Here is a 23957-nt window from a genome sequence, read left to right as displayed (position 1 = left end):
TAGAGATATGAATAACGAATTACGAATCATGAATTTTGAAATTAAACAGAGTAAAGTTACTATTCTGTTTGTTTTCTTTGCTCTTTTGTCTTTGTTTTCATTTAGCCAAGTTAAATCTTCAATAGATGTAGATTCTATAAAAATTGGAGAACAAATAACTTATAAAGTAGAAGTAGAAGCAGATACTTCGGCTTTAGTCATTTTTCCTGAAGGGCAAACTTTTGGTGCTTTAGAAATGATTGAATCTTATACTATTGATACTACACGAAAAGATGCTAAATACAATCTTGTAAAAAAATACGGATTAACAAAGTTTGATTCTGGAGTCTATTCTATTCCTAAACAAAAGATTCTAATTGATGCTAAAGAGTTATACACAGATTCTCTTAAAGTAGAAGTTAGAGAAATTGTAGTAGATACGACTAAGCAAGGGTTGTATGATATTAAACCTATAATTGAGGTAAATAAAAGTGTAGGTAATTGGTGGAAATATTTACTAATCACTTTATTAGCTATAGCTTTAGTTGCTTTCTTGTTATGGTGGTTTATTTGGAGACAAAAACCATTAACAGAAGAAGAAGAAATTGCATTACTTCCGCCTTACGATCGTGCTAAATTAGCACTTCAAAAGTTAGATGAAAGTGGTTATTTGCAAAATGAAAATCTAAAAGATTATTATTCAGACTTAACGTTTATTATTAGAAAGTATTTAGATGAAAAGGTTTATGATCGTGCTTTAGAAAGTACAACCGATCAATTAGTATCTCGTTTAAATCTACTTAAAGACGGTAATCAAATCGAATTAAGTAAGGAAGATATTCGTAATATAGAAACCATTTTAAAACGTGCCGATTTAGTAAAATTTGCTAAAGGTACGCCAGATATAGCTTTAGCAGAAATAGATAGAAATACTATAGCGCTAGAAATAGATCATGTTAAAGAAGCATTGCCAGAGCCAACCGAAGAAGAAAAATTACTAGATCTACAATATAAAGAAGAGCAAGAACGTAAAAAGAAACGTAAAAAAATTATTTTAACCGCTGGAATAGTGGGCTTATTATTAATCGCAACTTTTGCAGGCTTTGCATACAAATATGGTTTTAACTATGTTAAGGATACTATTACTGGTAAAGAAAGTAAGCAGTTGCTTGAACGTAAATGGGTAACCAGTGAGTATGGTTTTCCTCCAGTAACAATTAGTACTCCTGAAGTGTTAAAACGAGTAGTACGTCCAGATTCGACAACTCAAAATACTAAGGTAAAAGCATCAGGATTTAATTACGGAGGTATAGATGATATTTTAAGCGTAACCCTAAGTACTGTTATGCTTCAAAAACAAGTGCGAGAAGCCCAGACTCAAGAACAAGCAGATGCTCCAGAGATAGATTTAGCAGAAATAGGGGAAGCAATTGTAAGAAGTTTAGAATCTAAAGGCGTTAAAGATATTGTTATTTTAAATGATAAGTTTACAACACCTAATGGTGCCGAAGGTTTAAGACTTTATGGGACTTTAAGTTTGCCAACTGCAGGAAGCGAAAGTTTAAGAGCAGGAAAGTTTAACGTATTATTGTTTACTGTCGAAAATATTTTACAACAAATAATTATTACATCAGAAGATAACGATGTTTACTTAGAAGATTTAGTAAAACGTATCTTAGATTCAATTGAATTAAAACCAAAAGCTAAATAATGTTTGAAGGTATAGAGTTTTTAAACAAACACTTTTTCTGGTTGTTATTATTACTTCCATTAGCTATGCTATGGTATTTTTTTAAGAATAAAAAACAAACAGCAGAACTTAAAATATCAAGTTTAAAAGGCTTTAAAGTCACCAATTCTTGGTTGCCTAAATTAAAACATTTATTGTTTGTTTTTAGATTATTGGCTTTAGCTTTTTTAATTACTGCATTAGCTAGACCAAGAACAGTAGATGTGTCTACTAAAACAAAAACAACACGAGGAATTGATATTGTGATGGCAATTGATGTTTCTGCAAGTATGTTAGCAAAAGATTTAAAACCTAATCGATTAGAGGCATTAAAGAGTGTTGCCAGTGAGTTTATAAAAGGTAGGCCAAACGATCGTATAGGCTTAGTAGAATATGCAGGAGAAAGCTATACTAAAACGCCAATAACAAGTGATAAAAGTATTGTTTTAAGATCTTTAAAAGAGATACGTTATAATAATATTATTGAAGGAGGAACTGCCATAGGAATGGGTTTAGCAACAGCTGTAAACCGTTTAAAAGATAGTAAAGCAAAAAGTAAGGTTATTATTTTATTAACCGATGGCGTAAATAATTCTGGATCTATAAATCCAAAAATTGCCAGTGAACTAGCCGTTGAGTTTGGTATAAAAACATACACAATTGGTTTAGGTACTAATGGTATGGCACTATCGCCTTATGCTATAAAACAAAATGGACAAATTCAATACCAAAGAGTGCAAGTAGAAATAGATGAAGCACTTTTAAAAGAAATTGCCCAAGTAACAGGTGGAAAATATTTTAGAGCAACAAATAATAAGAAGTTGGCTGAAATTTATGATGAGATAAATAAACTTGAAAAAACAGAAATCGAAGAATTTAAATTTTATAATTACGAAGAAAAATTTCGATGGTTTGTATGGATAGCAGGAATATTATTACTGTTTGAATTATTATTAAGAATCACTGTTTTTAGAAGCTTTGTTTAAAATTGAAAAAAGGAATCATCATACAAGGAAGTTCAAGAAGCAATGGAGATACAAGTAAAATTGTATCAATATTAAAAACTAAAACGGGTTTTGATGTCGTTGATTTAAAAACGAAAAACATTGGTCATTTTGACTATGAGTTTAAAAACAAAGCAGATGATTTTGCTAGTTTGTTTAAAAACATTGTAACGAATTATAAAGTTATCGTATTTGTAACACCTATTTATTGGTATGCAATGAGCGGCATAATGAAGGTGTTTTTTGATCGTATTTCAGATTTTTTAAAATTAGAAAAAGATTATGGAAGGCAATTACGAGGAATGGATATGGCAAGTGTAAGTAGTAGTAATGATAGTAGGTTTTATGAAGGGTTTGAGATGCCTTTTGAAAATAGTGCAGACTACTTAGGGATGAATTATAAAGGGCATTTACATACATGGATCGATAATGGAAGTGTTTCTATAGAGGTGAATAATAATATAGAAGAGTTTGTTAACTCTAAACTATTAAAATAAATATGTTTCAATTAGAAGAAAAAATATGGTTTTGGGCATTACTAGTCATTCCAGTGATTTTAGTACTGTTTTTAATGCTTCAGTTATGGAAACGTAGCGCACAAAATAAATTTGCTAATCAAGCTATTTTAAAACGTTTAAGCCCTAATAAATCGGTCTTTAAATCGGTACTTAAAATAATAGTATTGTGTTTAGCATTTGCTAGTTTAGTAATCGCTTTAGTAAACCCAAAAATTGGATCTAAATTAGAAACGATAAAACGAGAAGGTGTAGATATTGTATTTGCTATTGATGTTTCAAAAAGTATGTTGGCAGAAGATATAGCGCCAAATAGATTAGAAAAATCAAAGCAATTAGTAACTCAAATTATTAATAATTTGGCTAGTGATCGTGTAGGTATTATTGCTTATGCAGGGAAAGCTTTTCCTCAATTACCAATTACTACAGATTATGCTTCTGCAAAAATGTTTTTGCAGAATATGAATACAGATATGTTGTCTTCTCAAGGTACAGCAATTAACGAAGCAATAGAGTTAGCAAAAACGTATTACGACGATGATCAACAAACAAATCGTGTTTTAGTTATTATTTCAGATGGAGAAGATCATAGTGAAGCAGCTGCAAGCGTTGCTGAAGAAGCAAGTAAAGAAGGAATAAGAATTTTTACAATTGGGGTTGGAGATGTTAAAGGCGGACCAATACCTATTAAAAGAAACGGTGTTATTCTAAATTACAAAAAAGATAGACAAGGAGAAACAGTAATTACCAAGTTAAATGAAGACACACTTATTGATATTGCTAAAGAAGCTAATGGTGCCTATATAAATGGCAGAACAACAGATAAAGTAGTAGATGAGATTAGGGATATATTAAATAAAATGGATAAAACAGAGTTTGAAGCTAAACAATTTGCAGATTTTCAAGATCAGTTTCAATGGTTTTTAGGTCTAGCAGTTTTACTTCTTTTTATTGATATATTTTTACTAGAAAGAAAAACAGCTTGGTTAAAAAAACTAAATCTATTTAACGAGAATTTATAAAATCCTTAACAACAACCAATGCAATGCTTTTATATATTTAGTGGTTGAAAAACAGTTATGAAACAAATAATAACCTACATATTCATTTTAATAGTAACCTTTTCTTTCGCTCAAGAGAAAGAGAAAGAAAAGGAATTAGCTAAAATCACGCAAAATGCTAATGACTTGGTCTATGATGCTAATGACCTAGCAAGTAGTGATGATTTTATTTTAGCAGAAATGGAATATAGAAAAGCATTATCTACGCAACCAACACATACAGCTGGAGCCTATAATTTAGGTCATTCTTATTATAAAAAAGGGAATTATGATGAGGCATTATATCGTAATCAACAAGCAGCTAAAAATACAACTGATAAAGTAGAAAAACACAAAGCATTTCATAATATTGGTAACATTTTAATGCAAAATAAAAAGTGTAAAGAAGCTATAGAAGCTTTTAAAAATGCATTAAGAAATGACCCTACAGATGATGAGACTCGTTATAATCTTGGTTTAGCTAAAGAATGTGCCAAAAATCAAGAACCTCCTCAAGAAGAAGACGATAAAAAAGATGAAGAGAAGGATAAAAAGGAAAATGAAGACCAAAATGATAAGGACGATAAAGAGAAAGAAGACGAAGGAGAAAATAAAGAAGACAATAAAGAAAAAGGAGACGACGATAAAAAAGAAGGAGAGGATAAAGAAGATAAAGGTAAGCCTGAAGATGAAAAAGAGAAAGATGGAAAAGGCGATAAAGAGAAGAAAGAAAAACAAAAGCCTCAACAACAACCTGGACAATTATCGCCACAGCAAATTAAAAATTTGCTAGAAGCTATGAATAATCAAGAACAAAAAGTGCAAGAAAAAATTAATGCTGAAAAAGCAAAAGGCGTAAAAATACAAACAGAAAAAGACTGGTAAAAAAAAGTGTTGTTATTCTATTATTTGATATAGAGTCTATGTAATAAAGAAATGAAATTTAAAAAACACATATCAATTTTATTAATAATACTTTCAACAAGTATTGCTTCTGCTCAAATACAATTTCAGGCAAAAGTTAGTAAAAAGAAATTGGGATTAAATGAGCGATTGCGTGTTGATTTTTCTATGAATAAAGATGGCGACAATTTTAAGCCACCTAAATTTAACGGTTTTAATGTTGTTGGAGGGCCAAATCAATCGGTTAGTAATTCATGGAGAAATGGAGTGCGTTCGTTTGAGAAAACGTACAGTTATTTTTTATCACCACAACGTAAAGGTGATTTTATGATTGATTCTGCTACTATAGAAATTGATGGTGAAACCTATAAAACATCTCCGATAGTAATTAAGGTTACTAAAGCTATAGATAAGCCTAAAAATGGTAATAATGCTAGTTCTATTGCTAGTGAAAATATTCATTTAGTAGCTGAGGTTTCAAAAAGCAATCCATATTTAAATGAAGCCATTACTGTAATATATAAATTATATGTATCACCAAATACAGGTGTTAGTAATTGGCGAGAAACTAAAGATCCTGAGTTCGATGATTTTTGGAGTCAAAATATGAATCCTAAAGGCCTTAAAATTGAAAGAGGGCAATACAAAGGAGAAGATTACCAATTTGTTGTATTAAGAAGAACTGTTTTATATCCGCAAAAAACGGGAAAATTAGAAATAGAACCATTAAGCTTAGATGTTACTGCCGAAATCCCTACAAGAAGACGTGATATTTTTGGGCAAAGAATGATGAGTAAAGTTAATGTTAATGTGTCTGCTGGTAGGCGTACAATTAATGTTAAACCATTACCAGAAGAAAATAAACCAGACGATTTTACTGGAGCTGTAGGAGATTTTGAAATGCATCTAAGTACTTCGAAAACCGCTCTAAATGCAACAGAGCCATTACAAGCTAAATTAGAAATTTCTGGTAAAGGCAATTTAAAACTGTTTGAATTACCAAAACTAAATTTACCAAGTTCTTTAGAAGTATACGAACCAGAACACAACGAAAAAGTACGTACTAATTTAAGTGGAATGCAAGGTAGTATTTCAGATAGTTATACTATTGTTCCACAGTATAAAGGTAAATATCCAATACCAACAATTTCTTTTTCATATTTTGATTTAAAAACAGAAACTTATAAACGTCTTTCCTCAAACGAAACAATAATTAATGTTCTTGAAGGTCCAGTTTATGGTGCTTCAGACAATAATTTATCGACTGAAGGATCAGATAAACAAAGAGTGGTTTTAAATAACGACCAATTCGCATTTATTAAAACTAATGCAAATTTAGTTTCAAAAAACAAGACGCCATTTTTTAAATCTACTGCATTTTGGGCAGGTCTTCTATCTCCTTTATTAGCTATTCCTTTGGCTATTGTTTTTAGAAGGAAGAGAGAAGAACGAGCTGGTGATATTATTGGAAATAGATTAAGAAAAGCAGATAGGTTATCTAAAAAATATTTAGGTGAAGCAAAAAAAGCATTAGGGCAAAAAGAAGCGTTTTATGTTGCTTTAGAAAAAGCACTACATAATTATTTAAAGGCTAAGTTAAACATTGAAACTAGTGAATTAAGTAAAGATAGAATACAGATATTATTATCTCAAAGAGAAGTTGATACAACTGTAATTTCTGAATTTGATAGTCTTTTAGAAAATTGTGAATTGGCAAGATATACTCCAATAACAACAGTAACAATGCAACAAGATTACGATAAAGCAGCAAAAACAATTAACCTAATAGATAAGCAAATTAGATAATTTATACTTAACAAAGATGTCACACTAAGCTAGTCGAAGTGCTTTTTATAAATGAAAAACTTACTTTACATATTTCTATTCTTTTTTGGAAGCCTTACAGCTCAAAATACTAAATATTTTGAACAGGGTAATGCCTTATATAATGAAGGCAAATATGCCGAAGCATTAGACAGGTATGAAGCTATTTTAAAAACCGATAAGCATTCTGCCGAATTGTATTTTAACCTTGCCAATGCACATTATAAATTAAATCATGTGGCACCTAGTGTGTATTACTATGAAAAAGCATTAGCATTAAAACCTAATGATAGAGATATAAAAAATAATCTTGCATTTGCCAATAATATGACTGTTGATGCTATAGATAATTTACCAGAAGTAGGTTTGTCAAAATTTGTAAAAAACTTTGCTAAGACTATGTCTTTTGATAGCTGGGCAAAGCTATCTATACTTTTGGTAATACTATTTGTAGTATTGTATATAACATATTATTTTGCGGTAGCTACACGTAAAAAAAGATTGTTTTTTGTTAGTAGTTCACTGTCTGTTATTTTAGCATTAGTGGCTTTAGGTTTCACTTTTTATAATTATAATTTAACGCAAAAAAATAATCCAGCTATTGTATTTGCTCAAGAGTCTCAAGTAAAGAGTGAACCAAATTTAAGAAGCGATGAAGCTTTTGTTCTTCATGAAGGTACTAAAGTCCAAATACTAGATACTGTCAACAATTGGAGGAAAATTAAATTAAGTGATGGTAAAACAGGTTGGATAACAAGTGAGGATATTAAACCGTTGAACACTTTTTAGAGTTTCTTTAACAATTTAATGCTTTCCATAGTATATATTTGTACTTTATTATTTTAAAGTATGTTAAAACGAAATCTTTCAATTTTCTTTACAGTACTGTTTATGGCTACAATAGTTGCGCCATCTGTATTGTTGTTGGCTGATGATACACTTGACGTTTCTTTAATATTAGATCTTTCAGAAGAAGAGGAAGAAAAAGGTCAAGACAAGAATAAAAGATTAGAGTTTTTTGTAACTGAAGACCTTTGTGATTCAGAGTTTTTTATCGCTTCAGAAAAAGAAGACAATCTTCAATATGCTTATAAGAAGTATACTAAACCACATCTTAATTTAATATCTCCACCACCAGAATTCATTTAATAATTTTATAGGAATACTGGACGAAAGTCCAAACAAAATTATTAAAAAATAACTATTGATCTTTTCAATAGTATAAATGAATTTATATATGTTTAAAACTTTAAAAAGTGACTTACCAGCTAGTATAGTTGTGTTTTTTGTTGCATTACCATTATGTTTAGGTATTGCATTGGCGAGTGGAGCGCCATTATTTTCTGGATTAATAGCAGGAATTATAGGAGGTATTGTAGTAGGAGGTCTTAGTGGCTCTAAAATAGGAGTAAGTGGTCCAGCAGCAGGTTTAGCTGCTATTGTGTTTGCAGCAATTGCTACATTAGGCTATAAAAACTTTTTAGTTGCAGTAGTTATTGCAGGAATAATTCAAATACTTTTTGGTGTATTTAAATTAGGGATTATTGGTTACTATTTCCCATCTTCAGTAATTAAAGGAATGCTAACAGGTATTGGTATTATTATTATTTTAAAACAAATACCATATTTTGTAGGATATATTCCTTCAAAAGGAGAAGGGACTTTTACGCCAATTTATAATTCACTTTTAAATATTAGTAAACCAAATATTATTATATCTATTATTGGTTTAGCAATATTATTATTATGGGAAAAAGTGCTTACAAAAAAGCATAAAATATTTAGTCTAATACAAGGACCATTAGTTGCCGTAATAGTAGGGATTGTTTTTTATATGATTTTTAAAGATACACCAGCTTTATTAATTGAAAATAAAAACTTAGTAAATGTACCAGTTCCTGAAGATGCAGCCTCATTTTTTGGACAATTTAGCTTTCCTAACTTTGATGCAATTACTAATCCACAAATTTGGATTATTGCTTTTACTATTGCATTAGTAGCAAGTTTAGAAACTTTACTTTGTGTAGAAGCTACAGATAAATTAGATCCAGCAAAAAATGTAACACCAACTAATCGTGAGTTATTTGCTCAAGGAACGGGAAACATTCTTTCAGGTTTAATTGGAGGAATACCAATTACTCAAGTAATAGTAAGAAGTTCGGCAAATATACAATCTGGTGGGGTTAGTAAAATGTCGGCAATTATTCATGGTTTTTTCTTATTAACTTCAGTAATTATAATACCTAGATTACTAAACATGATTCCGTTATCTGTTTTAGCAGCTATATTACTACTTGTTGGTTATAAATTAGCCAAACCAGCTTTATTTAAAAAAATGTACAATTTAGGTTGGAAACAATTTATCCCTTTTACTGTTACCGTGTTAGGTATTGTATTTATAGATCTTTTATGGGGAATTGGATTAGGATTGGCAGTAGGTATAGTAGTTATTTTAATTAAAAGTTTCCAAAATTCTCACTTTTTGCATAAAGAAGATCAAAGTAATGGAGAACAGAAAATGAAAATGACACTTGCAGAAGAAGTAACTTTTTTTAATAAAGGTTCTATATTGAAAGAATTAGATAAACTTCCTGAAAATTCATACTTAGAATTAGACGTTAGAAATACAAGATATCTTGATAATGATATTATTGAAATATTAGAAGATTTTGCTTTCAAAGCTAAAGAACGAAACATAGACATAAAGTTAATATCAGAACGCGGCATAGTTGAAAACCCTGAAAGTTTTATTGAGTTTTTCAAATTAAGACCAAAAGCTGTATAAATAATTAAGATGAAAATTTTTAAATACCTAACATTCTCTATATTATTTACAGTGTTTTTAATGCCAAAAGCGATAATGGCTCAAGATAGTAATCTTGGGAATTGGCTTATTTATATTGGGAGTAAAAAACTTAATAATAAATGGAATATACATAATGAGGTGCAATACCGTAATTATGATGCTATTGGTGACTTAGAACAATTATTATTAAGAACCGGAATAGGATATAATTTAACCGAAAACAATAATAATATATTATTTGGATATGGTTATATTTTGTCTGAAAATTATGTAGGTGATTCTAACGAGAAAGTATCTGTTAATGAACATCGTATTTTTCAACAGTTCACAACAAAACAAAAAATAGGTAAGATAGGTTTAAGCCATCGTTACCGTTTCGAGCAACGTTTTGTTGAAGACGATTTTAAAATGAGATTAAGATATTTTCTTGGTTTAAATATTCCACTTCAATACAAAGAAGATGGTAAAAATCCATTGTATCTTTCAGCATACAATGAGATATTTTTAAATACAGAATCATCTGTTTTTGATAGAAATCGTTTATATGGAGGATTAGGGTATAAATTTTCAAAAGCCTTAAGAGTTGAACTAGGTTATATGAACCAGTTTTTTGAAAACTCGGGAAGAGATCAAATTAATGTAATAGCTTTTGTTAATTTCTAATTTTATAGAATTAATCGTTAATACTTGATTTTTAAGCCAGTATTGCCTTTATAATATTCAAGAAATAGTTAAATTAGTAAGGACGTTAAACCAAAAAGCAGATTATGAAGAAATTGTTTTCAAACATTAAAGGAGATGCCTTTGGAGGCATCACCGCAGGAATCGTAGCATTACCATTAGCATTAGCTTTTGGCGTTTCTTCTGGGTTAGGTCCAAGCGCAGGTTTATATGGTGCTATTTTTATTAGTTTCTTCGCTGCGATTTTTGGAGGTACAAATACTCAAATTTCTGGACCAACTGCACCTATGACAGCAGTTAGTATGGTTATTATAGCGGGCATAATTGCAGCTAATGATGGCGATGTTACTAAAGCACTTCCAGCCATACTAACGGTTTTTTTATTAGCAGGGCTCATACAAATAGTTTTGGGTGCTATAGGTGTTGGGCAGTATATTAAATATATTCCCTATCCTGTAGTCTCTGGCTTTATGACCGCTATTGGTGTTATTATTTTAATAACCCAGTTCTTACCGTCGCTTGGCTACTACCCAAAGGAAGATATGAGCTATGTAGATAAATTTAAACCTCAAGCAGAGGAAGTTATCTTAGAAAATATCTTAATAGAAGAAGCTGAAGAAGGCATACTTGTGTTAGAGGATTTTAAAGAGACTATTATTAGAGCAGAAAAGATTACTGAAGCTGATATTTTAAAGGAGTCGCAAACACTAGCTGCAAAAAATGCTTCAGGTGTTTTGGGAGCTTTAAAAGTATTACCACGTGCCATCAAGAACATCAATTGGTTAGAGCTTATATTGGCACTTAGTACCATTTTTGTTATTTATGGTTTTAAACGGATTACAACAAAAATACCTAGTACACTAGTAGCTTTAGTTATTATGTCTGGTATTGCCATTATTGCTAACCTAGATTACAGACCAATACCAAAAATCCCTGAAGGTCTACCAATACCAAATCTGGGTATTATAACAGAATTTAAATTTGGGACTATAAAACCGTATATCTTTACAGCAGTAGCTTTGGCTTTATTAGGTGCTATAGATTCGTTATTAACGAGTATTGTGGCAGATAATATGACTAAAACCAAACACAAACCTAATAAAGAATTAGTTGGGCAAGGTATTGGTAATAGTATAGCAGCAATTTTTGGAGGTATTCCTGGAGCTGGTGCGACTATAAGAACGGTAGTAAATATAAATTCTGGAGGTAAAACTAAATTGTCAGGAGTTATTGCTGGATTACTATTATTTAGTATTTTAATGATTCCCGGATTACCAAACTTAGCGTCTCAAATACCGACAGCAGTTTTAGCAGGGATATTAATAACTGTTGGTATTGGTGTTATGGATTATAAAGGGTTAAAAGCCATTCCGCATTTACCAAAAGATATAACATTAGGACCAGTTAAATTAAGCTCTGAAGTTATGATTATGCTTATTGTTTTAGTGTTATCATCACTATGGGATTTAGTATATGCTGTAGGAATAGGGCTTATAATTTCTTCTTTAATGTTTATGAAAAAAATAGGTGACCTTACGGCTGAAAGTTCAAATATTAAAGCTTTTAAAGAAGACTATTGGGAAGATGAGAGTGATTTTCCATCAAAACTAAAAGAGGAGGTGTTTATAAAACACATTAAAGGGCCTTTATTTTTTGGGTCGACAAGCGATTTTCAAGCGTTGTCTAAACAAATCCCCAACACAGCCAAAGCTGTGGTTATACGATTAGGGCGTATGCAGTACCTAGACCAATCGGGTTTATACGTTATGGAAGATGTATTATTAGATTTAAAAAAGAAAAATGTGAAAATACTTTTTGTAGATCTTCTTAAGCAACCTAGATATATGATGGAGCGTATAGATATTATACCAGGCTTAGTATCTAAAGATTTTATTTTTAAAGATTTTAAATCCTGTCTACAGTGGATTAATAATAATGTAGAAGATATTTATTAAAACAAAATATATATTACAATGAAAAATATAGCAATAACAAAACAAGTTCAAGATACATTAACAGCAGATAGTGTATTACAAGATTTATTAGAAGGAAACGAAAGATTTGTAAATGGAAACTCTCAAGCAGTAGATAATGCTGCTTTAGTGTCACAAACCACAGGTGGGCAATTTCCAAAAGCAGTAGTACTATCTTGTATAGATTCTCGTGTACCAGTAGAAACAGTATTAGACCAAGCTATTGGAGATGTATTTGTATCTCGTGTTGCAGGAAATTTTGAAAACACAGACATTTTAGGAAGCTTAGAGTACTCTTGTAAAGTAGCAGGAAGTAAAGTGGTTTTAGTTTTAGGTCATGAAGCTTGTGGAGCAGTAAAAGCAGCTTGTGATGGAGTAGAACTAGGAAATATTACAGCGATGTTAGATAATATCTTACCAGCAGTTAAAAAGGCATCAGATGAGTTTGATGGCGAATTAACATCTGCTAATAAAGATTATGTAGCAAAGACTGTAGAATATAATGTAAAATTAACAATGGATCGTATTCGTGAGAAAAGCCCAATCTTGAAAGAGATGGAAGCTAACGGTGAGATTAAAATTGTTGGAGGTGTTTATAGCTTACAGACAGGAAAAGTAGGTATGTTATAAAAACATATAAATTATAGAAACTAAAAAGCCACTCAAAAGAGTGGCTTTTTTTGTTCAAAAACAGCTTGTCTTTATATTGTAATTTAATATAGAAATTCGTGTATCAGAGTTATAATTAATGTTATCTATCATTGCCTCCACAACTGCAACCATTTTCGTCTTCGTCTTCACATCTACAGTTGTCTAACTCTGCGCTGTCTTCGCCACCAGTATCTGCAAAACCACCTCGAATATTATTTTTTTCAATAGACGTTAAAGTGTTTAATTTTAAGCTATTTAAAATTCTATTGTCTTTTTTCATAATCTCATGTATTTTAAATTAATAATTATCAATTATATAAAAAAAGAAAAACCACACCAACGTAAAATACATAAATGTATGGGGGAAATGTATAAGTGCAAGCTAAAAATATAAAAGTGAATAATATATAAGTGTGAATGTCTTTAATTATAGTAATAGTAAAGTATTACAATATTTGTCTCCACGTATTATAAGTAAAGGGTGAATTATTTACTAGTTTATCTTTTTAATCTTCAGTTTTCTTATTTCTAGTAGCATAGAAATACAATGAGTGTTCGTCAATTTTCATATTAAAAACGTCTTCAATGGTTTTCTTTATTTCTTGAATTCTTGGATCGGAAAACTCTAGTATATCTCCAGTATCTGTCAAAATAATATGATCGTGTTTTCCATAGAAAAAGGATTTTTCATAATGAGCTACTTTATCACCAAATTGATGCTTACGAACTAATCGAGATTCTATTAAAATTTCCATAGTATTATAAAGAGTAGCTCTACTAACTCTATAATTTTTATTTATCATTTTTACGAAAAGCGTTTCTATATCTAAATGCTCGTTCGTACTATATATTTCTTTTAATATGGCATACCGTTCTGGTGTTTTTCTATGGCCATTCTCTTCTAAGAAAGAAGTAAATTTCTCTTTAATAATTTTAAAACTACTGATACAAGCCATAATTATTGTTTAATAAAATTAGTAAATTTTGTAAGTGTAATATTTTCTGCGAGGTGTTTTAAATAAAGGTAAAAGGCTCTTCTAAAATTAGAAGAACCTTTTTTAGTTAGACTAACTTAAATCAAAAATTGATTAAAAAGAAGAGTCTCCAGCATTTGGATTATATGCATAATTGAACGTATAATAACGACCATCTTGAGCTGTGTCTTGATTTTGGTAATAGCTAAGTATTTCTATTTTTGCATACTTACCATTTCTTGTTTTTACTACCAATACTTTTCCAGGTATAGGCGATACAATATTTGTCATAAAATTGTAGTTATACCATCCATTATCACTACCTGTTGGTATTGCAAAAGCAGTATCTCCATCTTGTGCAAATGTTAATCCATCTGCACTAGTAACACTTGCAAAAGTACCAGATACTATTGTTGCAGCAGCTTCTCCATTTCGAATAGGCTCATCTAACGTACCTGTAGCTTCTCCTCCATTAATGGCAATTGTAGTTCCCCTAAATGCAATATCCCAATCGGTATCACTTGTAGTTTGTGTACCAGTTGTAAAGTCAAATTTAGTAAACGCTCCACCAACTGGTTGTCCTTGTCCTCCAGTTTGAGGTGCGTAAAAATTTATAATTTGTTCAGATTGTAATGGGTCTGGATTAGACGCAGGTGGTGTATCATCGTCATTATTACAAGATGTAAATACGATACTTAGTACTGTTAATAAAAAGATTCCTTTTTTCATTGTTGATTGTGTTTAAATATTAAAATTGATAATTGAGTTTTATGTACCCTTGAATTCCTGGTAATGTGGGAATGTTTTCGTCTTTATAATTCAATACATTATTTGCGCCAACTATTAGGTTAAAGCTGTTATATAATGTTTTTGATACCGATACATTTGCAGTTGCATAACCATCAATAAAACTTGTGTCATAGATGTCTATTAAACCATTGCCATTAGTATCAAATTGTGCATATTTACTTCTATATAAAAGCCTTAGATTTATGTTTGCTTTAATTTTTTCTATATCGTAGAAAACTTTAAAATTGGCATTATGCCTAGAGCGATTAACAAGCCCAAAATATTGAGATTTTGTTACTACTACTGTCTCGTTTGTTTCTGGATCTCTTGCAAATACGTTACCGTCATCAATTAGTCTTTTTTTAGCTTTATCGAAAGCATATAGTAATTGGTAACCACTACTTAAGTTTAGTTTTTTTGATGCTTTATAATTAACATTAATCTCTAAACCTGTAGTATATATTTTATCAAAGTTTCTATAGCTAAATACATTTTGGCCATTGGTTTTACGAGCAATTATTCTAGTGTCTATTAAGTTTTTAAAATCGTTTCTAAATACATTTAACTCAGTTTTCCATTTATCTTTTTTGTAAGTAAAACCTATGTTATAACCAATAGAACTTTCTGCCTGTAATGGTTCTCTTAATTCATTTTCAGGTATTAATACATCAATAATTTGACCTTGTGCTTGAAGCTCTGCTAATTTTTCAATAGCAACATTATAACCTAAAACAGTATAGCCAACAGCAGAGTTTGTGAAATCGAAATACAGTTGTCTAAAATCTGGAGCTTTAAAACCATAACCAATTGATGCTTTTGTTGCTAAATGCTCTGTAATCTTATAACGTACCGCTAATTTTGGACTGAATTGATTACTATATTCTGAATGATTATCAAAACGTCCACCAGCAATTATATTTAGTTTTTCAGTAGGGTTTACATCATATTGTACATAAATATATTGCGAATTAAAATCGACTTGCTTATCAAAAAACGTACGATCTAAAGCATCGTATTGTAATCCAATTCCAACAGTAATAGTTCCTGAATTTTTAAACGTATAATTACTTCTTATCTCTGGCCTTAATAATTTTTGATTAAAATCACTATCACTTAAAATTATTCCAGAATTGGCATTTTTAAGTAATTCATTAGCTTTATAATTGGTATAATACAACTCGTAACTAGTTGATAGCTTTTTATTCCATTTCTGATCTAATCTACCATGAACATTTAATTCATTTTCTTTACTATCACCTTCAAATTGTTCGTTATTAAATATAAATCCTGCGTCTTGTAATTGGTTATAATATCGAGTTGAAGTAACTAGAGATAATTTATCATTAAAGTCGTAATACAGCCTTCCGTTAAGTGTATAGTTTTCAAATGGATTTACGGTTTGCCCATCGGTATTAGAATCTAAATCATAACCTGCACTCGAAAAGCGGTTAGCAAAAACGTTATATCTAAATTTATTTAGGCGTTGTTTTAGCTCAAGGTTAATGTCTTGTTGTGTAAAACTACCTATTCGGTAAGAGACATTCCCTTTTAAATCTTCAGTTTTTGGCTTTTCTGTAATTATATTAATAACACCTCCAAGGGCTTCACTTCCGTACAAACTGCTAGAAGGTCCTTTAACAATTTCTATTTGTTTTATGTTTCCAGTAGTAAGTCTACTTAAATCAAAATTCCCTGCACTTCTTCCAACTAATGGCACACCATCAATAAGAATTAAAATATAATCTGAAGCTATGCCTTGTATTTGTATTCCTTCAAAACCACTCTCATCTGCGATTGTAATAATTCCAGTTTGTTCATTTAAAATCTCATTTAATCTTATTGTTCCAGACTCTAAAATTTGCTTTTTAGAAACTAAAGTTACAGGCAATGGTAAAGAGGATAATTGCCTCATAGTTCTAGTAGCAGTTAAAACCACTTCTTCTAAATTTGTTGGCTCAAGAACCTCTTTATAAACGTCTTGCGCTTCTATTTTTAAAAAAGGTATAAAAAATAAAATACTGATTATCAGTGATTTATGCATATTATTGTTTAGAATGATTCTTAATAAAGCGCAAATATATAAATTATTCTTATTTAGATTAAATAAAAATAACTAATTTTGTGTCGAACTTAAAATCAAAAACAATCACACAATGAAAACTATATTTTATTCTTTATTTACTTTTTTAATAGTCTATTCTGTAAATGCCCAAAACAAAAAAAAACGTGATGCTAATGCCATAAAAAAAATGTGTGGCTGCTATGAAGTTACTTTCAATTTTGTTGAAACTTTTAGTTATACAAAAGACTCGTTATACAAACCATCTAAGGCAAAAACAGATAAAGGATTAGAATGGGCACAATTAGTAGAAGATGGTAAAAATAAAGTGTCGATTCAACATTTATTACAAGTAGGAAAACCATCAAAACCATACATAGTGAAACATTGGAGGCAAGACTGGTTATATCAAAATACAGATTTCTATATGTACAATGGTGATAATACTTGGAATTATGAAAGTAAATCTAAAAAAGAGGTAAAAGGACAATGGACACAGAAAGTGTATCAGGTAGACGATAGCCCGCGTTACGAAGGTTCTGGTACTTGGGTACATGTAGATGGTAAAAGTTACTGGGAAAATACTACCGATGCTCCTTTACCAAGACGAGAATACACTAAGAGAAGCGATTATAATATTACCGTTAGAGGTAACAGGCATGAGATTACTAAAGATGGTTGGATTCACGATCAAAACAATGATAAAGTAATTCGAGAAGCGGGGAAAAAGGACATAGTTATAGCTAAAGAAAAAGGTTATAATACTTATAAGAAAGTTGAAGATAGTAGATGTCAAGCTGCTATAGATTGGTGGGAAGAGCATAATAGTAAATGGCAATTGGTACGTAACAAATGGGAAGCTATTTATAATAGAAATTTAGATTTAGCATTAGAATCTAAAGTAGATAATAAGTTGTTATATAAGTATTTATTTTCTGATGAAATGGTTAACGCTGAAGAGATAAATAATACGATTGAATCTTTTGTAAAAAAATAAAACAATGACTATTTCAAGGCAAATAATAGGGTTGCTATGTGCTTTTATTTCAATAACTGTGTATGCACAAGAACCAAACATTTTTTTAGATAGAGCATATTGGAAAACGAATCCTAGTGTTCAAGACATAAAATTGAAAATTAAGGAAGGTAATAATCCTTCAGAATTAAATGCATCTGCATTCGATGCTACTTCATTGGCATTAATAGAAAAAGTAGATAACGAAACGATAAAATTTTTATTAAACAAAAAAGGTAACGACGTTAATAAACTAACACATGATGGGCGTACATATATTTTTTGGGCAGCGTATAGAGGTAACCTAGAAATAATGGACTATTTAGTAAGAAAAGGTGCTAAAACAGATGTTGTAGATAGCCATGGTTATTCTATGTTAAATTTCGCCGCTGTTACAGGGCAATCTAACACTAAAATATATGATTTCTGTATAGCAAATGGATCTAATATTAAAGAAGAAAAAAATCATGATGGTGCTAATGCGCTTTTATTAGTGGCACCTTTTATTAAGGATATTAAACTACTGGATTATTTTCTTACCCAGGGATTAGATATTAATAGTGTAGATAATAAAGGCAATGGTATTTTTAATTATACCGCAAAAAATGGAAATATAGAAATCATGAAACGTTTAATACATATGAAAGTATTATTTAACTCACCAAATAAAGACGGCGGAAATGCTATGATTTTTGCTAGTCAAGGCACTCGAAGAAATGTAAACGCTATAGAGACTTTTAAATATTTAGAATCTTTGGGTATTAATCCTAACGTAACAACAAATAATGGAGTTACGCCATTGCATGCTTTAGCATATAAAAGTAAAGATATTAATGTTTTCGATTATTTTATTTCTAAAGGAGTTAACGTAAATCAAACCAATGAAGATGGTAATACAGCTTTTTTAAATGCAGCATATAATAATGATATTGAGATTGTTAAGCACCTTGAAAAGCATATAGAAGATATAAATACAAAAAATAAAGAAGGCAAATCTGCATTAACAAATGCCATCTCTAGAAATACTATTGCTGTTGCTAAATTTTTAATAAAAAAAGGAGCAGATATTACTGTAAAAGATAAAGAAGGCAATACCCTTATGTATTACATTTTAAAGCATTTTAACAGCGATAAAATTGAAGAATTTAATAAGAAATTAGAGTTGTTAAAAAGCAAAGGTTTAAATCCAAAAGCGATTCAAACTAAAGGAAATACCTTATATCATGTAGCATTAGATAAGAATAATCTAGAATTATTAAAACGTGTTCATGAAATGGGAATAGATGTGAACATAAAAAATGATGATAAGATATCACCTTTACATAAGGCCGTCATGAAAGCCAAAGATGATGTTATTATTAAATATTTAATTTCTATTGGAGCAGATAAAACAGCAAAAACAAATTTTAATGAAACTGTTTACGATTTAGCAAAAGAGAACGAATTACTTAAACAACAAAATATAGATATTAACTTTTTAAAATAAAAAGAAATGAAAAGGACACAACCTTTTAGAATAGCAACATTTTTTATGTTGATGATTTTTATGTTGTTAAGTTTTAAAAATCAACCTAAAAAAATCACTTATAAATGTATGATTCAAATGATAAATTATACAGGCGAAGGTGCCTACATAGCGATATCATTAATTAATCCAGAAGGAGACTATGAAGAGACGCTATATGTGCAAGGAGATGATGATGAGTGGTATTTTGATATTACCGAATGGTGGAAATTTCAAGGTAAAAAACGAACAAACATAGATGCTATCACTGGAGCAACTATTAGTGGTGGCGAACGTTTAATAAGTATTATTGAAATAGAAAACGATAAAATAGATACAGGTTATAAAATAAGGTTTGAAACAGCAGTAGAAGATCAAGACTATTATAAAAATGATGTTGAATTTGAATTGACATCAACATCTGTAAAGACAAAAACTGAAGGTATAGGGTTTATACGTTATGTACGTATGATGCCGCAGCAATAACAATTAAGTTTAATATGACCATTTCAATTTGGAGATACAGTCATTTAGTGTTAGCTGTATCTTCTTCTATTTTTATATTAATAGCTGCTTTATCGGGTATTATTTTAGCATTTGAGCCTATCTCAAATCAGCTAAAACCTTATGCTGTAAAAGATGCAAATACACTATCGCTTGCTAAGGTTATTGAAAATTTAGGAAAAGAGCATAAAGAAATAATTACAATTGAAATAGATGAGAATAATTTTGTAATAACAGATGTTCTTACAAATGAAGGTAATAATGAAACCTTTTATGTTAATCCATTTAATGGAAAAAAGATTGGTGGTTTAATTAAAAAAGCGCCCATTTTTAAATTTGCGACTAATCTACATAGATCATTATTTTTAAAGTCAACAGGACGTTTTATTATAGGTTTTGTATCCTTTTTATTATTCTTAATAGTTGTTACAGGTATTTTATTAATAGTAAAAAGACAAGGTGGAATAAAACATTTTTTTTCAAGCATTGTTAAAGAAAATTTTAAACAGTATTGGCATATAATAATTGGGAGGTATGCAATTATACCTATTATAATAATTACGTTAACAGGCGTCTTTTTATCTCTAGAAAAATTTTCATTATTACCAAAAAATGAAATATCTCATAAAATTGAAGAACAAGAACCTTCAATTTCAAAATTAGCTGCAAAAGATTTTCAAACATTTAAAACGATTAATTTAGAAACTATAAAGAAGGTAGAATTTCCTTTTTCTAAAGATATAGAGGACTATTTTACTGTAAAACTTAAGACTCAAGAACTATTGGTTAATCAATATACTGGAGCAGTAATAAGTAGACAAGACTATCCTTTAATTTCTTTAATTTCTGCTTGGAGTTTATTTTTACATACCGGGCAAGGTACCATAATATGGGCAATTGTTTTGTTATTGGTCTGTTTTTCGATAATATTTTTTATGTATTCTGGATTTTCAATGACTATAAAACGAAAAGAGAAAAACATAGTATTAAAAAATAAATTTAGTAAAGATAAAGCGCAATATATTATCCTTGTTGGCTCAGAAACTGGTAGCACTTTTAGTTTCGCATCGCTATTTTATAATGCATTAATAGCAGAAGGAAAAGCTGTATTTATATCAGATTTAAATAAATATACTACTTATAAAAACGCAACAAATTTTATTGTTTTTACGTCTACTTATGGTGAAGGAGAAGCACCAGTTAATGCAAAAAAATTCGAAAAATTATTTCAAGAGATACATCAAGATAAACCAATTACATACTCAGTTGTTGGTTTTGGATCTTTAATGTATCCAGATTTTTGTAAGTATGCTATAGTGGTAGATGCAATGTTACAATTGCACCCTAAATTCATTCCTAATATGGCACTATACAAGATAAACAATCAGTCGTTTAATGCTTTTAAAAATTGGTCTCGTCAATGGAGTGAAAGTACAGGATTAAATATAAACATTAAAGCACTTGAGTTAAAAACAAAACATAAAAAAGAAAAACCTTTTACAGTAGTTAGTAAAACAAAGATTAATAAAGATCATTCGTTTTTAATTAGGCTTAAACCCAATGAAAAAACAACATTCGAATCAGGAGATTTACTATCTATATACCCAAAAAACGAAGCAGTAGAACGTCTATATTCTATAGGTAAAATAGATAAAGATATTTTATTAAGCATAAAAAAACATGAGTTTGGTATATGCTCAAATTATTTTAATCAATTAAAAAATAAAGACATGGTTAAAGCAGCAATAAAAAGAAATCATGATTTTCATTTTCCAAAATATTCAAGTCAAGTATTAATGATTGCTAATGGTACTGGCATTGCTCCTTTTTTAGGAATGATAAATGAAAACCCTAAAAAAGTAAAAACACATTTGTTTTGGGGCGGAAGAACAAGAGAGTCGTTAGAAATGTATTCTGCATTAATAGACGAAGCATTTAATAAAAAAACATTGTCAAGCTTTCATATTGCATATTCTCAAGAAAAAGAAGAGAAAATATACGTTCAAGATCTATTGTTAGAATACACAGATTTAATAATAAATGTACTTGTAAATAAAGGTGTAATAATGATTTGTGGTTCCATAGCCATGCAAAATGTAGTTCTAGATATTATAGAGAATATTACAAAATCAAAGTTAAACGAGCCGTTAAGCACATTCGAAAATAACGAACAAATTAAAATGGACTGTTACTAATAAATAATTTATGTGCGATAATATAAAACTAATTACTAAAGTAAAAAGTGGAGAGCTTACAATGTGTAAACAATGTAATATGTATCAATTAACTTATAACAACCTTTATTTTGAATTTAATAATAAAGAGTTTAATAGCTTTAAAAGCTATTTATTTAATATTGAATTAGAGTATTGGGAACATAAATATGCTTGCCCTAAAATTCAAAGAAAGATACCAATACCATCACTTCAAAAAAATTTGTATTTAGTCTTTAATAGACAAGAAATAAATGAATTAAAAACACTTGTTAGTTCTAATAAAAAAGATGAGTTTTTAGATTTTCAAGATATTGATTACAAATTAATAATAAATTAAATTATGGACGATATAAATACTATTTATTATAATGATTTTGGAATTGCTTTTCAATGGAAAAGATGTGCTATAGAAGATTATAAAAAGATTCAATTAGTATTTAGAAATACAGGATTGTTTTTATCTTTTAATGAGTTATTAGTTTTTTCAAAAAATATAGAAAAAGTATTTTCTAAGCCATCTTTATGTAAAGATTGTAAAGAAAATGAATCGTGTAAGTCGTTATTGCAAGAAGCTCCAAATCCGCAAATAAGTTTTGCAGTAAGTTATATAGAACTTAAAAGTATTCAAGATTTAGTAAAAGGTACATTAGTACAGTTAGAGCTAGATAATGTGTTTAAAATTAATGCTATATGTAAAAACAGATAAAGCGGGTTAACAATTTGCAAACTATAATGTGTTTTTAGGGAACCTTTGTTAATATTATAAAAAACAACTTACTGCTTTATTATCTCAACGAACATAAATAAGTTATTTTAATTTATGAAAGCCTTACTCATAATCTAAATACATATTATTTTTAGTTTCTTATCCCCAAAAGTAGATTCTTAAATGTGCTTCAAGATAGATTTTGTTTCTTGAAAAGCAAATGGTTTTTCTACTTAATCGTTTAATATGAGTTCTTAAATTTAAATTCATTCTTTCAATTCTATTTGTGCAATATTGAAAGCGTTTGTGAATTTCTTTAGGTATTAAACTAGGATAAATATTTAATCTATCAGTATAAATTTTTCTTGGATGGAGCAAAAGTACTTTATCTATTACCAACTTCAAGTTTTCTGTATTTCTACTGCCTAAAACAAAACCAATAATACTTTTAGTCTTTTGTTCGATTGCATAAGTCAGATAATTCTTAACATCCTTATTTCCAATTTTTACAAACATCTCGTCAACTTCAAAATTACATCCAAGCTTTTGGAAATATGGTGTTTTAATGGCCTTACTTATTTTGAGCATTCTGGTTAAGACTGTATTTTTTGATATCCCTATAATTCTAGAAATACTTAAAACGCCACAGCATTCTTTTAAAAGTTTTGTTATCAAAACATTTGTTGTATTTCTATAAGCAAGATATGAGTACGAATCTTGAAAATTAAAAGAACATGTTTTACAATAATACCTTTGTTTTCCTCTTCGTTTTCCTCGTTTTATACAGTTTGATGAGTTACATTTTTTACAATTCATGACTGTAAATATAAGCAAGCACCCGTTTGACCCACGTAGAGATAAAGAATCCCTATTTGACGACTTCTAAGAAACTTTAACTATTTCAATGAACATAAACAAGCCTCAATTAAGAGGCTTGTCATTTATTTAAAATACTGATAATCAGTATTTAATTTCACTCAGTTTTAAAAAGCACCCGTTTGGGACACTACCTAAATGTTTTGTTATAATGTGCTAAGTCTTCTTCTAAAGTTCCTCTATATGGATTAACCTCTAAAGACATTGCA

The 23957-nt window shown here is 29.6% G+C and carries 23 protein-coding genes; 18 read left to right on the top strand and 5 right to left on the bottom strand.

Annotated elements, in window-relative coordinates; translation table 11 throughout:
* Positions 1 to 7 precede the first annotated feature (7 nt).
* From Q0997_RS17995 to Q0997_RS17940, 12 genes are all read left to right on the top strand, one after another.
* On the top strand, positions 8 to 1690 hold the full coding sequence (locus tag Q0997_RS17995) for a hypothetical protein (protein ID WP_299891477.1): 1683 nt from the start codon (positions 8 to 10) through the stop codon (positions 1688 to 1690).
* Complete coding sequence (locus tag Q0997_RS17990) at positions 1690 to 2694, top strand: VWA domain-containing protein (RefSeq protein ID WP_299891474.1); 1005 nt, start codon at positions 1690 to 1692, stop codon at positions 2692 to 2694. Before Q0997_RS17995 ends, Q0997_RS17990 begins: the two co-directional genes overlap by 1 nt.
* 2 nt (positions 2695 to 2696) lie before the next feature.
* On the top strand, positions 2697 to 3209 hold the full coding sequence (locus tag Q0997_RS17985) for a flavodoxin family protein (RefSeq protein WP_299891472.1): 513 nt from the start codon (positions 2697 to 2699) through the stop codon (positions 3207 to 3209).
* Positions 3210 to 3211: 2 nt separating this feature from the next.
* Positions 3212 to 4249, top strand: coding sequence for a VWA domain-containing protein (locus Q0997_RS17980; protein WP_299891469.1), 1038 nt, complete (start codon positions 3212 to 3214; stop codon positions 4247 to 4249).
* 57 nt (positions 4250 to 4306) lie between these two features.
* Positions 4307 to 5152: a tetratricopeptide repeat protein gene (locus Q0997_RS17975; protein ID WP_299891467.1), complete on the top strand. Its 846-nt coding sequence runs from the start codon at positions 4307 to 4309 to the stop codon at positions 5150 to 5152.
* A 51-nt stretch (positions 5153 to 5203) separates the two neighbouring features.
* On the top strand, positions 5204 to 6976 hold the full coding sequence (locus Q0997_RS17970) for a BatD family protein (RefSeq protein ID WP_299891464.1): 1773 nt from the start codon (positions 5204 to 5206) through the stop codon (positions 6974 to 6976).
* 51 nt (positions 6977 to 7027) lie between these two features.
* Complete coding sequence (locus tag Q0997_RS17965; protein ID WP_299891462.1) at positions 7028 to 7783, top strand: tetratricopeptide repeat protein; 756 nt, start codon at positions 7028 to 7030, stop codon at positions 7781 to 7783.
* A 102-nt stretch (positions 7784 to 7885) separates the two neighbouring features.
* Positions 7886 to 8143 (top strand): hypothetical protein, encoded by a 258-nt coding sequence (locus Q0997_RS17960; RefSeq protein ID WP_299891459.1) that lies wholly within the window; start codon positions 7886 to 7888, stop codon positions 8141 to 8143.
* 88 nt (positions 8144 to 8231) lie between these two features.
* Positions 8232 to 9779, top strand: a complete 1548-nt coding sequence (locus Q0997_RS17955) for a SulP family inorganic anion transporter (protein WP_299891457.1) — start codon at positions 8232 to 8234, stop codon at positions 9777 to 9779.
* A 60-nt stretch (positions 9780 to 9839) separates the two neighbouring features.
* On the top strand, positions 9840 to 10463 hold the full coding sequence (locus tag Q0997_RS17950; RefSeq protein WP_299891531.1) for a DUF2490 domain-containing protein: 624 nt from the start codon (positions 9840 to 9842) through the stop codon (positions 10461 to 10463).
* A 104-nt stretch (positions 10464 to 10567) separates the two neighbouring features.
* A complete protein-coding gene (locus tag Q0997_RS17945) occupies positions 10568 to 12436 on the top strand; it encodes a SulP family inorganic anion transporter (RefSeq protein WP_299891455.1) in 1869 nt (622 codons plus the stop codon).
* A gap of 18 nt (positions 12437 to 12454) precedes the next feature.
* Positions 12455 to 13084 (top strand): carbonic anhydrase family protein, encoded by a 630-nt coding sequence (locus Q0997_RS17940; protein ID WP_299891452.1) that lies wholly within the window; start codon positions 12455 to 12457, stop codon positions 13082 to 13084.
* Between the two features lie 121 nt (positions 13085 to 13205).
* Here the strand turns inward: Q0997_RS17940 and Q0997_RS17935 are convergent, their stop codons facing one another.
* From Q0997_RS17935 to Q0997_RS17920, 4 genes are all read right to left on the bottom strand, one after another.
* Positions 13206 to 13385: a hypothetical protein gene (locus tag Q0997_RS17935; protein ID WP_299891449.1), complete on the bottom strand. Its 180-nt coding sequence runs from the start codon at positions 13383 to 13385 to the stop codon at positions 13206 to 13208.
* A 226-nt stretch (positions 13386 to 13611) separates the two neighbouring features.
* The gene (locus tag Q0997_RS17930) at positions 13612 to 14061 is read right to left on the bottom strand and encodes a Fur family transcriptional regulator (RefSeq protein WP_299891447.1); all 450 of its coding nucleotides are present in this window, start codon (positions 14059 to 14061) and stop codon (positions 13612 to 13614) included.
* A gap of 132 nt (positions 14062 to 14193) precedes the next feature.
* On the bottom strand, positions 14194 to 14808 hold the full coding sequence (locus tag Q0997_RS17925; protein ID WP_299891445.1) for an HmuY family protein: 615 nt from the start codon (positions 14806 to 14808) through the stop codon (positions 14194 to 14196).
* Positions 14809 to 14827: 19 nt separating this feature from the next.
* Complete coding sequence (locus tag Q0997_RS17920; RefSeq protein ID WP_299891442.1) at positions 14828 to 16909, bottom strand: TonB-dependent siderophore receptor; 2082 nt, start codon at positions 16907 to 16909, stop codon at positions 14828 to 14830.
* A 112-nt stretch (positions 16910 to 17021) separates the two neighbouring features.
* Here Q0997_RS17920 and Q0997_RS17915 point away from each other — a divergent pair, with 112 nt between their 5' ends.
* Genes Q0997_RS17915 through Q0997_RS17890 form a run of 6 tightly spaced genes read left to right on the top strand, consistent with a single transcriptional unit; the run spans position 17022 to position 22872 of the window.
* Positions 17022 to 17924, top strand: coding sequence for a DUF6607 family protein (locus Q0997_RS17915; protein WP_299891440.1), 903 nt, complete (start codon positions 17022 to 17024; stop codon positions 17922 to 17924).
* Between the two features lie 4 nt (positions 17925 to 17928).
* Positions 17929 to 19428 (top strand): ankyrin repeat domain-containing protein, encoded by a 1500-nt coding sequence (locus Q0997_RS17910; RefSeq protein ID WP_299891437.1) that lies wholly within the window; start codon positions 17929 to 17931, stop codon positions 19426 to 19428.
* A gap of 45 nt (positions 19429 to 19473) precedes the next feature.
* On the top strand, positions 19474 to 19932 hold the full coding sequence (locus Q0997_RS17905; RefSeq protein WP_299891528.1) for a DUF2271 domain-containing protein: 459 nt from the start codon (positions 19474 to 19476) through the stop codon (positions 19930 to 19932).
* 14 nt (positions 19933 to 19946) lie between these two features.
* Positions 19947 to 22145 (top strand): PepSY domain-containing protein, encoded by a 2199-nt coding sequence (locus Q0997_RS17900; protein ID WP_299891435.1) that lies wholly within the window; start codon positions 19947 to 19949, stop codon positions 22143 to 22145.
* A gap of 10 nt (positions 22146 to 22155) precedes the next feature.
* Positions 22156 to 22503 (top strand): DUF6686 family protein, encoded by a 348-nt coding sequence (locus Q0997_RS17895; RefSeq protein ID WP_299891432.1) that lies wholly within the window; start codon positions 22156 to 22158, stop codon positions 22501 to 22503.
* Positions 22504 to 22506: 3 nt separating this feature from the next.
* Positions 22507 to 22872, top strand: a complete 366-nt coding sequence (locus Q0997_RS17890) for a hypothetical protein (RefSeq protein ID WP_299891429.1) — start codon at positions 22507 to 22509, stop codon at positions 22870 to 22872.
* A gap of 159 nt (positions 22873 to 23031) precedes the next feature.
* Here the strand turns inward: Q0997_RS17890 and Q0997_RS17885 are convergent, their stop codons facing one another.
* On the bottom strand, positions 23032 to 23688 hold the full coding sequence (locus Q0997_RS17885; RefSeq protein ID WP_299891427.1) for an IS1 family transposase: 657 nt from the start codon (positions 23686 to 23688) through the stop codon (positions 23032 to 23034).
* Positions 23689 to 23957 lie beyond the last annotated feature (269 nt).

Origin of the sequence: uncultured Lacinutrix sp., from assembly GCF_947500325.1 — a bacterium.
GTDB lineage: Bacteria > Bacteroidota > Bacteroidia > Flavobacteriales > Flavobacteriaceae > Lacinutrix.
The sequence above is the reverse complement of the archived record's forward strand: the minus strand, read 5'-3'. Positions and strand labels throughout refer to the sequence as shown.